Raw genomic sequence first — 12,565 nt, forward strand, 5'->3', positions numbered from 1 at the left:
AACAGCATCCCAAGTATCCTAACGATAGCGAAGAACATCGCCGTTTGAATCGTCGTGTCGAAATCGGTGTGACTCCGCTCCAGAAAATGGAGAAAAAGTAGTAGTATGCAGGATCGTCTGGAAACACTTCGTCAGGGTATAGACGCTATCCGCAAAAGTGGAAAGCTGCCTCACTGGCGTATGGTGGATGCCGACAATTTGCTAAATCGTGCCGGAGACTACTTCGCAGTTGATCGTCTTCCCGAAGCGAACATGGTCGCGGACAAGCTGGATCGCTGGATCAAGACGCATACGCCGCGAGTTGAATCAGCTTCGCATTTTGGTGACAATTCAATGGTTTTCTGGAATGCGGAAACGCTCCTTGCTATGTCGGCTAGACTGAAACAGACCTTGGTCGAAAAACGCTTGCTCGTTCCGTCAACGGAAAGGGAATCTACGCTCCGTAGGCTTTCTCTTGTAGAAAAGTGGATCTCCGATGGGGATTGCCTGCACGCTCACGAGGAACTGCTTTCTTTGCGCGGAGCCCTGATAGCACGCTTGAGGCGCAGCCTCCGTGCGCGGTTAGCCGCGGTTGACCTTTACTATGGGAATGCTTCCTCCTCGGAAGGTCTGGTCGGTCCGTACAATGCGCTTCATACGATGGAAGAAACATTCCATGTGGTGGGCGAACGCGATCCGATTTGGATAGAGGATTTCCTTGAAATTTACAATGACCTGTTCCGTATCGTGGAATGTCTTGTTCCTCAGGACAAGAAATAAAAAAAGCGGCTGAGCCGCTTTTTTTAAAATCCGAGACTGAGCTGTCCCATGTATATTCTTTCTTCGTTCTGTCCCGTGTAGTAGCCGAGTTCTTCGGCCCAGGTCGCAAATTCAACTGTTATAAACCTGAGGGCTTCGATGGCGAATCCGGCAGCGGGGTAGCCACCCTTGAAACCGCCGGAAAGGCGTACGGCCAATGCGCGGTAGGCTGTATTGTAGCCTGGCCAGGCGAGAAGGGTCTGTTCCACTTCGAGACCGAAATTCAGGTGAGAGAAGGGCTTGTAGTTGTTCGTGTTTTCCAATGCATCGGCGTAGTCCATGGCAAAGTTGAACTTGCGCGAAAAGCCAGTGTTCTTGTTGAAGAAACGGGGGCTATAGTTAAAACCGGCGGTGATATTCGGTGTAATCCGGTCTCCGGCGAGTTCCTTGAAATAGATGTCGCGTACCGACATGCCAACTCTAAATTCTCGGGTCAGCTGATAGAGTACGCCGAGGTCGAGGCCCACGGATATTGCATCGAAATCGAATATTTCGTCTGCGACATCGTGGTAGCGGTCTTCCAGGGAGTCCTGCAGGTCCTTATAATTGGTCATGTTGACCGAAATCAAGTCGACTTTGTGACGCTTTGCGATCTTGAGGCCTGCACCTGCAGAAAACTTATCGGTAAAGGGGTAGGCTCCACCTGCCTGTGCCACGCCGTCTACATAGAAGGTATCAATTGAGATCTGTGGAACGATTAGGCCCGCATCGAGGTACGGTGCGATATTTCCATCGATCCAGACGGCGCCGCCGAAGTTGTGGAATGCCATTTCGGCATCGGCCTTGATCTTCATGCTGAGATACTTGTGGTCGTAGCTGTTGACTTTGTGTACCAATTCCGGGTGGCTTGCGAGCGAGTCCATCAAAACATTGGATGAACTAAGTCCGTTTGCTTCGGCTGCATCGTGAGCGTTTTTGTAGAGCGTTTGCAAATCTTTGGCGACATTGTATGTTGAAAAATAGGTTTCGAAGGGACCTGCACCACCGAGATTTAAGCGCATATCTCCGAAATTCTTTGGATAATAGCCTTGTTCGGGGCGCTTATCATAGTTGCCAAGACGGTTGATTTGGCTAAGGCCTGCATAGTTAAAGTAGATAGCTTCCTTGTCATCGACGAGAGCCACATGGGCGTTACCCATGGCTTCGGCACGGAGTGAATGATGTGTCGGGGCCTTGGCTGCCATAGCCGTCGTAGCAAGTGTAGCCAATGTGAATACGAGAATTCTCTTCATGATTACATTCCCCTTCCTTCAAACCATTTTGCAAAGCTCTTTTCGTCGTAGTTGACCCAGCAACCGCCTACATTCTGCTTGCGGACTTCCAGGTTGTACTGGATGTTGTTGGGGTCGGTGTCCTTGGCGATGGCTTTCTTGACGGCCTTGTATTCTTCAGGACTTAGTCCGAGAGGATTGAATACGAGGTCCTTTGCGAAGACGAAACGATGGTCGCCATTGCTGACTCGCTTGTTATAGTCGGGATAGACAAATGCCCATTCGGACAATTCTTCCTTGGAATCGCTATTGACTGTTTTCCCGTTCATATCGATATCGACATCCTTATACTTGCGATTCGGGGCGGCCGATTTTACGACGCGTATATCCCTGATTTCAGTCTTGCCTGCCGTGATGTTGCGCAGAATAAGGTTGTCGTCGTAAATGATTTCGTTTGTTTTGTCGCTAATGTCTTCATCAATTTCGCCATCGCCGTCGTTGTCTTCGCCGTCGTAGACTTCTTCGTCGACGCAGCCGTCACCGTCGTCATCGATGATGTCACTGTAGCCGAACTGGCCGATAATGATGTTGAGCGTTTTGGTCTGCTGATCGAGGTCGTCGGTCTGAGCTGTTTCCTGAGCAAGGGCTCCGCACATGCTTCGCACTGATTTCTGCTGCGCTTCTGGAGTCAAGTTATCGAAACCTTGCAGGTATGTGTCAAACATGTTGGACATGCCTTCGGGGTTTTCTTCGCAAGTGGAGAAAACTTCGTGGAACGCTTCAACCGATTCCTGTGGATCATTGTTTTTAAGGCTGTTGAGGACTGCTCCCATATCGCAGGCGTTTTCGCTCTTCTTGTCGAGGGAACATCCGTCCATTTTTTCGGTCGTCTTGCGCATGACGAGCATTGTTTTCATCATCTGTATAACAAGGTAACCTTCGGATATGGTCTTGTAGGTAATGACGCTATCTGTTTTGCCGGCCTTGTCGCGTTCGATGAAAATGGATGCAATTGCGTTAACGGTGTCGATTGTCTCTTTGAGGTTCATGGCGACATCTTCGGGCATTCCTGCAAAGGGAACCTTGCTGTCGCGGCTAGAGTTCACATAAGTAAGGAGCGAGAAAACGTTGGTTGCTTCGCCATTCAGTTTACGGTTTAGAGTCGACTTCATGAGTCCATACCACGCTTCGGAGTGGTTGGAGTCGGCTTCGATTGCCATGCGGAAATATTTTTCTGCTTCGGTGTATTCGTTGTCGCGGAACTTCAGATAGCCTTCGTAGGTCAATGCATCGGCATCGTCATTGGCGATGTCGACATTTTCGGTCGGATTGAAAAGGTTACAGCCCGCTACCCCCAGGGTGACCGCAAGGGCGGACACAATCAAAAATTTGGATTTAAGTACGTTTTTCATACATGTTTCCTATTTTCTTAAAAAATAACATTATTCTTACAAAAAAAATCCTTTTATCCCATTTTTGCTCTTTTTTCGGCCAAATCAATGATTTAAGGGGCTTTTTTTAGATGTTTTTTGCATATTCTCAAAAAAATCTATCTTTAGACATATGGAAGCCTATCGCGAGTATTTTCCGACAAAAGCGTTCCGCGTCGCCGAGATGCGTCTTTCCGTGTTCTTGGGCGCCGAAAGGGATCGCTTGGATCGTATTGCTACTTCGCTTGGAAGAGAATCGGCAATAGGGACCGATAACTTGATTCAAGAACTTCCGCATATTCTCGAATTTACGCAGGAGTACCACCGCCTGTTCGGCCTTTATCTTGAAGCTGTCCTGCCACAGCAGCCGCGGCCAATCCAGTGTAGGCCAGCCTGCGGTAATTGCTGTCATCACTATCCGATGTCGGTAGAACCTTTTGAATTGTTGTCTTTATATAGCGTATTTCGGCAGCGTGATGACTTGCTTGACATTATGGAAGCATGCCAGCAGCGGTCGTCCTTGTTTAGTAGATTCTTTGAAAAAAGGCTGAAGGAACGGACCGATGAGGCTGCGAACGGTTTTATTGGGCGGCAACCGGCCATGGATGATGAGGATTTTGCCGAAGACCGGGCGTTGCATGACTATTTTAGGGAATGGAAGCCTTGCCCATTTTCGGATAAGGTGGGGGACTGCTCGGTATATCCGCTACGCCCAGTTTCTTGCCGTATGTACTTTAGCGAGACGGATCCGAAGTATTGTACTCCCGAGCATTTGCAGACTCCCGAAAACGATAGCTATATCGTGTATTTGCCCGATAGCATAGAAGATGCCGTTTACGGAATCTCGGAGCACTATTCCTTGCTGGAGTTGCCTGAAAGCTATTTTGGAGGACTTTTGGCCGTGAACCGCTTTGAAGGTCTGTGGAACGGGGCGATGGCATGAACCTGTTTGGCGTGCAGTTGGACCTTTTCGGGAATATTCCCAAGGAATCTGCGAAGACGAAGGTTCCGAACAGTGTTTCGCAGAATGGACTAGTTCATTTTAAGTACAATACGCAACTCAAGAAGAGTATTCGTTGCAAGGGGGGTGTGCTGTTTGGACATCCGGAGGTCATCTTGCCGGCTTACATGAAGGAACCTGAATTTGCTCCTGCAAGGGAACTCGCTGCAGAATGGGCCGAACATGCCATAAAGCGGAAAACCGCGAAAAATAAGGCGATTATCAGGGATTTGGTGAGCCGTTTCTGGACTCTAGTGGAGCAGATTTTGGCAGACCGTGGCGATGAGTCGCTTTCGAGTAAGGGACGCCTGCCGCCGATTCGTCCGCAGGGGAAGTACCATAATCTAAACGATGTCCTTGCGGCCATCAACAGCACCTATTTTGAAGATAAATTAACTTGCCGGATTACTTGGAGCAATCGGGTTGGCGGACTCAGTTTCCATTCTCTGCGCAAGGACCCCGTGACGGGAGAGGAATTTCATCTGATAAGCATCAGTAAGGGGTACGATGCGGCAAATTGCCCAGAATATGCCGTTGCCGGTGTCGTGTACCATGAATGCCTGCATATTGTTATTCCAGTCGAGGTCAAGAACGGCCGCCGCATTGTGCATGGGCGGAATTTCAGGCGCCGTGAACGCCAGTACATCTATTACGATGAATGGATTCACTGGCACAATCATGTGCTTCCGCAGAATATTCGCAAGATGCGCCGCCACGGGGAATTGTAGAGTTTGACCGAGCGTGTCATTCTGAGCTATACGAAACTTAGAACTTTAGTTCTGTAGTTGAGTTATGCCCTTTGGGTAGGAGTGTAACGGAGTCGAAGAATCTATGTAGAGACCCTTCGACAGGCTCAGGGTGACACAAAAATTTCTACATTTGTCCTCGTAAAATTAACAAGGACCAAATTATGGCAATGCAAGACATGAATGACCAGGTGCAGGCTCGCCTCGCGAAGCTTGCGAAGTTCAAGGAAATGGGTGTGGAGGCTTATCCGCACAAGTTCAACCGTACGCACGATTCCAAGATTTTGAAAGAAAACAAGGCTGCCCTGATGGCGTCTGGTGAAGAAATTGCCTTCGCAGGCCGCGTGGTTCGCTTTAACCGCAAGGGAAAAATGTGCTTTATGCACCTGAAGGACCGCTACGGTCGCTTGCAGGTGGTGGTCGCCCGCGACGAAGTGGGCGAGGAGAACTACGAAATCGTCAAGATGACCGACCTGGGTGACTTTATCGGCGTAAACGGTTTCATGTTTGAAACCCAGACGGGCGAATACTCCGTGCACGTGAAGAAGGTGACCATGCTCAGTAAGGCTGTGCGCCCGCTTCCGGTGGCTAAGGAAAAGGTGGATGAAAACGGCAACAAGGTCGTGTTCAACGAATTTGCCGACGTGGATACCCGTTACCGCCAGCGTTACATCGACATGGCCTTGAACGATGATGTGAAGGACGTGTTCATCAAGCGTTTCAAGATTCTGCAGGCTATCCGCGAATACCTCATAGAAAAGGGATTCATCGAAGTCGAAACCCCGACGCTGCAACCGATTTATGGCGGTGCAAACGCCCGTCCGTTCACCACGCACCACAACGCTTGCGACATGACGCTGTACCTGCGCGTGGCTCCGGAACTTTACCTGAAGCGCTGCATTGTGGGCGGCATGGAAAAGGTTTTCGAATTCTCCAAGAACTTCCGTAACGAAGGCATGGACCGCACCCACAGCCCGGAATTCACCGGCCTCGAATTCTACGAAGCCTATGCCGACTACAACGACATGATGGTGCACTTCGAAAACATCTACGAACGCGCCTGCATTGCGGCCAACGGCACCACCAAGATTGACTACCAGGGTAAAGAAATCGACTTCAAGGCCCCGTGGCCCCGCTACAGCATGATTGAAGCCATCGAAAAGTTCGGCGGCCTCAAGGTGAACGAGATGAGCGACGACGAAATCAAGGCCAAGATGGAAGAACTCGGCGGACACCTGGACGGCGAATTCAGCCGCGGCCGCGGAATCCTCGAACTGTTCGAGCTTACCGTGGAAGACAAGCTCATCCAGCCGACCTTCATCAAGGATATGCCCACCGAAAGTACTCCGCTCTGTAAGAAGCACCGCACCATCGAAGGGCTCATTGAACAGTTCGAGCCGTACGCTAACGGATGGGAACTGGGCAACGCCTATACCGAACTTAATGACCCCATCCGTCAGCGTGAGCTCCTGGAAGACCAGGTGCGCCGCGGCCGCGGTGGCGAAGGCGAAACGCACCCGATGGATGAAAACTTCATGCACGCTATCGAATCTGGCCTGCCTCCTACCGGCGGCGTGGGCTTTGGAATCGACCGCATGGTCATGTTGCTTACCAACCAGCAGACCATCCGCGACGTGCAGCTGTTCCCGCTGATGAAACCCGAGACCTAATTATCGATGAATAAACTTGAGTGGCTCATCGCCTGGCGTTACTTAGGGGCTCAACGTAAGAGTCTCTTCGTTTCGCTGATTGGCATTTTCAGTATGCTTGGTGTCTCCATCGGCGTGTTCGCGCTGGTGGTGGCGCTTGCTGCGGTCAACGGCTTCGAAGAAGAAGTCACGGCCCAGATGATTGGGAAGGATGCTCACTTTGAAGTGATGGCTTACAATGGCGATTTTATCGCGCCGTATGATTCCCTAATCAAGGAAGTGCGTGAACGCGAATCCCGTGTAGTGGCATCTTCTCCGTTTATCATTTACAAGGTAGGAGTCAGTTCCAAGAAGGTAAACGACGGTATCGTTATATACGGGATTGATACGGAAACTGCGAAAGGCGTGACCGATATCCACAAGTACATGAAGTGGGGCAACTATTCCGTCGATAGTCTCGAAGACTTGAGTAACGTTAAACGACCGGGAATTATCCTTGGCTCTGGTCTTGCGAATCGTCTTCGCGTGGTAGTGGGCGACAAACTGGTGCTCCAGACTTTCCAGAGCCCGGACGCCATGGTCAGCAGCGGTGGCCCGAAGATGATGATGTGTGTGGTGAGTGGCATCTTCGAGACGGGAACATACGAATATGATGGCAACTTGGCCTATGTGGGCATTCCGGAACTCCAGAAACTGCTTGGCCTGGGTGATGTCGTGACGGGTATCCAATTCCGTATTACGGATCATTGGCAGGCGGGAAACGCTGTTGATAGCCTTGCATCTTGGCTTGGTTACCCCTACTATGCAATGGACTGGAAGACGAAAAACATTACGCTTCTCAAGTGGATGAATTACGAAAAGTTCATCGTGGCGGCGGTGATTTGCCTCATCATCTTGGTGGCTGCATTCAATATCATCAGTAGCCTTATTATGGTCGTCATCGACAAGACCAAGGAAATCGGAATTCTCCGTAGCATGGGCTTTAGCAAGGCGGGCATCATGCGCGTATTCATGCTCATGGGAAGTTTCATTGGCGTGGGCGGCACGATTGTCGGTGGCACGATTGGCCTGGTGCTTTGCAAACTGCAAGAGGCTTACCACTTTATCAAGCTCCCCGGCGATGTCTACGTGATTCCCTATTTCCCGATTTCGGTGCACCTGTTCGATGTCGTGCTTATATTTGTAATCGGCATCGCGCTTTGTGTACTTTCGACCCTGCTGCCCGCATGGAAGGCGAGCAGGCTTGACCCCGTAGGAGCGATTAGACATGAATAGCTTGTTACAAACCGTAAATCTCCGCAGGGTATTTTCCGAGACGGGCGAACAGCTCGAGATTTTGAAGGGTGTGAACTTCTCCATGGAAGAAGGCGAACTGGTGGCCCTTACGGGATCTTCGGGTTCGGGCAAGTCTACGTTCCTCAACTTGGTGGGAATGCTCGATACGCCTACTTCGGGCGAAATCTTTTTTAAGGGTAAGTCGCTTTCCAAGTTCAAGGATGACGAACGCGACATGTACCACCGCATGCAGGTGGGGTTCGTTTTCCAGTTCCATCACCTGCTTAGCGAATTCACGGCCATCGAGAATGTGTGCGTGCCGGGTCGCGTTCTCGGGACTTCTGAAAAGGAATGCAAGGATCGTGCCGCGATGCTTTTGGAAACGGTTGGCCTCAAGGACCGCATGAAGCATTTGCCGCGAGAACTCAGCGGTGGTGAACGCCAGCGCGTAGCGATCGCCCGTGCGCTCATGAATCATCCGGATTTGGTGCTCGCCGATGAACCCAGTGGTAACCTGGATGAGGCGAATTCCGCGATGCTGAACGAATTGATTGGTGAACTTAACGAAAAGTTCAATCAGGCGTTTCTGATTGTGACTCATGATGAAAAATTGGCTAGTTTTGCCAAACGCCGCGTCGTAATGCATGGCGGTGTCATTCAATAGCTTAAGGAGAAAATATGTCCGATATCAACGGTATTTTTTCGAAAAAGGCAAAGGCTGTCATGCAGGCTGCCCGCATTGCTGCTCGCAACCTGGGAAGCGACAGTGTTACGACGGAACACCTCCTCCTTGGTCTTGTTCGCGAAGATTCCGGCTTTGCTGCCGACACGCTTCATGCCCTCAATGTGAATTTGAATGATCTGGGAGAGAGGGTTCAGCGTTCGCTTACGACGAATGGTGGAATCATGACCGTGGGCGATTCCCATGGAGCGCTTCTTTCGTTTACGACGCGATGCAAGGCCGCTCTTTTCAATGCCGCGAAGATTGCAAAAGAAGAAGGGGACCAATATATCGGTCCCGAACATTTGATGCTTGCCATTTTGCAGCAGGAGGATTCTCCGGCAGCAGGAACGCTTTCGACATTTGGCATCACGTACGAAAATTTTGAAGCTGCCCTGTTGCAAATCAAGAGGGACATCATGAATGCCCAGAACATGGGGGATGGCTTTGGCGGTGGCAATGGTTCCGAAGAAATGGGAGGTGCTAATCGTGGTGGCGAAACTCGTCAGCAGAACCGTCGAGAGACGCGCTCTAAGACTCCGATTCTGGAACATTTCGGCCGCGACCTGACGGCGATGGCCCGTTTGGGCAAACTGGATCCCATTATCGGTCGTGAACAGGAAATTGAACGATTGATTCAAGTTCTTTGCCGTCGCAAGAAGAATAACCCGGCGCTTATCGGTGAACCGGGTGTGGGCAAGACTGCTATTGTCGAAGGACTCGCCCAGAAAATTGTGCAGAAAAAAACGCCCGAACTTTTGATGAATAAGCGCGTGGTGACACTCGATGTCGCTGCCATGGTTGCAGGAACGAAATATCGTGGGCAGTTCGAGGAGCGCGTGAAGGGGCTCATCATGGAGCTCCAGCGCGTCGACAATTCTGTCATTCTTTTTATTGATGAATTGCATACGATCGTTGGTGCGGGAGGCTCCGAAGGAAGTCTAGATGCCAGCAACATCTTTAAGCCTGCGCTTGCTAGGGGTGAACTCCAGTGCATTGGTGCTACTACCATCGACGAATACCGCAAGTACATCGAAAAAGATGCTGCTCTTGAACGTCGCTTTCAGACGATTGTCGTGAATCCGCCAAATTCTGAGGATTCTATCCAAATTCTGGAAGGGCTCCGTGCCAAGTACGAAGAACACCATAAGGTGCGTTACACACCGGAAGCTATTCGTGCTGCAGTTTCTCTTGCTGAACGCTATATTAGCGACCGGTTCCTGCCCGACAAGGCCATCGATGTCTTGGACGAGGCCGGTGCCCGTGTGCGCTTGAATTCAATTCGTACGCCGGATGACATCAAGCAAATGGAAGATGAACTGTCTCTTGCCATGCAGAAAAAGGAAGAGGCTATAGCGGAACAGCAGTATGAAACCGCTGCATCTCTCCGCGACAATATTGAGGAATTGACTGCGCGTATTGCCGAACGTCGCGAAACGCTGAATAAGGAAGATTCCAAGGACATGCCTGTCGTAGACGAAAATGAAATTCGCGACTGTATTAGCAAAATGACGGGAATTCCTGTTAGTCGTCTTGCGGGACAGGAAACCCAGAAACTTCTTCAGCTGGGAAACGAAATCAAGGAGCATGTCATTGGTCAGGACCAGGCAGTGGATGCGGTTGTCAAGGCCATCCGCCGCTCCCGTGCAGGTATCCGCGACACCAAGCGTCCTATGGGCAGTTTCCTTTTCCTCGGTCCCACGGGTGTTGGCAAGACAGAGCTTGCCAAGGTCCTGAGCCGGAGCTTGTTCGGTAGTGAGGATTCCATGATCCGTATCGACATGAGCGAGTACATGGAAAAGCATAGCGTGAGCCGTCTGATTGGAGCTCCCCCGGGATATGTGGGTTATGAAGAAAGTGGTGGACAGCTCAGCGAAAAGGTTCGTAAGCGCCCCTATTGCGTTGTACTCCTTGATGAAATTGAAAAAGCTCACCCGGATATCTACAACCTGCTGTTGCAGATTTTGGATGACGGTATCCTTACCGACAGTTACGGTCGCAAGATCAACTTCAAGAATACCATCATCATCATGACGAGTAATGCGGGCGCTCGCGAAGTGCGCCACAGTAGCGGCATGGGATTCACCAAGATGGGGGAGACCGACGACTACGAGCGCATGGAAACCGCCATTCGTGAAGAGGTGAAACGGGTCTTCTCTCCGGAATTCCTGAACCGTATCGATGAACAGATTGTCTTCCGTCCACTTTCGAAGAATGAACTCGTCTCTGTCGTGGATATCCAGCTGACATTCCTCCAGAAGAATCTTTCCGAGCGAGGAATACTTCTTGAAGTTTCCGAGGCGGCCAAGGAATTTATTGTCTCGCACAATTATGATTCGGCTTTGGGCGCGCGTCCAATCCGTCGCTCTATACAGCAGCTTATCGAAGATGAAATTGCCGAGGGTCTTTTGCTTGGAATCTACAAGGACTTCACGACAATTTCGATTGATGTCGAAAACAACAAACTCAAGTTCTCCTCCGAGGCTCTACCTAGTTAGTAATGTGAAGTGTGTGGTGTGTAATGAATTTAATTCTACATCCCACACTACACATCCCACATTTTTTATATTTACCCGCGAAAAAAATTCAACAATCAAACCCAAGAGGTTATCACAATGGCTAAAATTCCTGCAGTTCTTATCTTCGGCGCACCGGGTTCCGGCAAGGGTACCGTCGGCGCAAAGCTCGCTGCTACCACTTCCCTCAAGCACATTTCCACGGGCGACATTTTCCGTGGCATTGCTCCTTCCAGCGAATCCGGCAAGCTCCTCGCTTCTTACTCCAGCAAGGGCCTCTTGGTTCCGGACGAAGCCACTGTCGAAATTTTCGGCCGCTTCATCGAGGGCCTCATCAATACGAACAAGGTAAACCCGGATAAGGATACCCTCCTCCTCGACGGTATTCCCCGCACGGTCGCCCAGGTCAAGCTCATCGAATCCGTGGTCGACGTGAAGCACATCTTCGTGCTTGACATTAAGGACGAGAAGACCATCGTGGCCCGCCTCCTGAACCGCGCCAAGATTGAAGGCCGTAAGGACGACGCCGACGAAGCCGTGATCAAGAACCGCCTCAAGGTGTACAAGGAATCCACCGCCAAGGTGCTCGGCAAGTACAGCAAGTCCATCATCAGCCGCATCAACGGCGACAACACCCCGGACGAAGTGTTCTGCGACACCCTCGCCGCCTATGTGAAGTTCTGCAAGGCCTCTGCTAAGAAGCCGGCTGCAAAGAAGAAAGCAAAGAAATAATTTTTTTCAATACAAAAGCTAAAAGAGACCGTGGAAATCCACGGTTTCTTTTTTTTGCAAAAAACTTAAAATAAACTTCCAAAGTCTCTGGATTTTTTTATTTTTTATCAAAATTGAGATGAAGGGTACAGATGGAACCGAATAATCAGTTTAATCAGATGGGGGCTAGTTCTGCAGCAAAGAATCAGGATGACGACGAAATCGACATCCTCGAGATCTTGAGCCTATTGCTGAAGCATAAGCTCTTTTTGGCTTGCTGTATTGTCTTTGGTTGTGGAGTTGGTTTTCTGGCTTCGAACTGGATGCGTCCGCAGTTTACAAGTGATGCACTCTTGCAGATTGATGTGAAGGGCAACAAGGCGGGTAAGGCCATGGGTGAAATGGGTGCCCTTCTGGATGTGGCTTCTCCTGCCGAAGCTGTAAGCACATTGGTACGTAAACCAATGATACCACGCGACGGTATAATAAACTCTAATTGAATACGGTC

At 50.3% G+C, this 12,565-nt stretch carries 11 protein-coding genes; 9 read left to right on the top strand and 2 right to left on the bottom strand.

All coding sequences use genetic code 11. The features are described 5' to 3' along the window. Positions 1-105 precede the first annotated feature (105 nt). Positions 106-759, top strand: a complete 654-nt coding sequence (locus tag Q0628_RS03955) for a hypothetical protein (RefSeq protein ID WP_298768354.1) — start codon at positions 106-108, stop codon at positions 757-759. A gap of 23 nt (positions 760-782) precedes the next feature. Here Q0628_RS03955 and Q0628_RS03960 read toward each other — a convergent pair whose 3' ends face one another. Next, positions 783-2,030 (bottom strand): hypothetical protein, encoded by a 1,248-nt coding sequence (locus Q0628_RS03960; RefSeq protein WP_298768356.1) that lies wholly within the window; start codon positions 2,028-2,030, stop codon positions 783-785. Positions 2,031-2,032: 2 nt separating this feature from the next. Continuing rightward, complete coding sequence (locus Q0628_RS03965; protein WP_298768359.1) at positions 2,033-3,421, bottom strand: hypothetical protein; 1,389 nt, start codon at positions 3,419-3,421, stop codon at positions 2,033-2,035. A 151-nt stretch (positions 3,422-3,572) separates the two neighbouring features. On the opposite strand from Q0628_RS03965, the gene Q0628_RS03970 reads away from it, so the two are divergent. From Q0628_RS03970 to Q0628_RS04005, 8 genes are all read left to right on the top strand, one after another. After that, on the top strand, positions 3,573-4,382 hold the full coding sequence (locus Q0628_RS03970) for a YkgJ family cysteine cluster protein (protein WP_298768361.1): 810 nt from the start codon (positions 3,573-3,575) through the stop codon (positions 4,380-4,382). After that, positions 4,379-5,167, top strand: a complete 789-nt coding sequence (locus Q0628_RS03975) for a hypothetical protein (protein WP_298768363.1) — start codon at positions 4,379-4,381, stop codon at positions 5,165-5,167. The genes Q0628_RS03970 and Q0628_RS03975 overlap by 4 nt, the downstream gene beginning before the upstream one ends. A 182-nt stretch (positions 5,168-5,349) precedes the next feature. Continuing rightward, entirely contained in the window at positions 5,350-6,855 is a 1,506-nt protein-coding gene (lysS, locus tag Q0628_RS03980) for a lysine--tRNA ligase (RefSeq protein WP_298768367.1), read from the top strand. A 6-nt stretch (positions 6,856-6,861) separates the two neighbouring features. After that, a complete protein-coding gene (locus Q0628_RS03985; protein ID WP_298768369.1) occupies positions 6,862-8,109 on the top strand; it encodes an ABC transporter permease in 1,248 nt (415 codons plus the stop codon). Further along, positions 8,102-8,773: an ABC transporter ATP-binding protein gene (locus Q0628_RS03990; RefSeq protein ID WP_298768371.1), complete on the top strand. Its 672-nt coding sequence runs from the start codon at positions 8,102-8,104 to the stop codon at positions 8,771-8,773. The genes Q0628_RS03985 and Q0628_RS03990 overlap by 8 nt, the downstream gene beginning before the upstream one ends. 14 nt (positions 8,774-8,787) lie before the next feature. Beyond that, a complete protein-coding gene (locus tag Q0628_RS03995) occupies positions 8,788-11,328 on the top strand; it encodes an ATP-dependent Clp protease ATP-binding subunit (protein ID WP_298768374.1) in 2,541 nt (846 codons plus the stop codon). Positions 11,329-11,445: 117 nt separating this feature from the next. Beyond that, complete coding sequence (locus tag Q0628_RS04000; RefSeq protein WP_298768377.1) at positions 11,446-12,078, top strand: nucleoside monophosphate kinase; 633 nt, start codon at positions 11,446-11,448, stop codon at positions 12,076-12,078. A gap of 131 nt (positions 12,079-12,209) precedes the next feature. Then, positions 12,210-12,557 carry a Wzz/FepE/Etk N-terminal domain-containing protein gene (locus Q0628_RS04005; protein ID WP_298768379.1) on the top strand — a complete coding sequence of 116 codons (348 nt, stop codon included), beginning with the start codon at positions 12,210-12,212 and terminating at the stop codon, positions 12,555-12,557. The last annotated feature ends 8 nt before the right edge of the window (positions 12,558-12,565 follow it).

This window comes from uncultured Fibrobacter sp. (genome assembly GCF_937877005.1).
Classification (GTDB): domain Bacteria; phylum Fibrobacterota; class Fibrobacteria; order Fibrobacterales; family Fibrobacteraceae; genus Fibrobacter.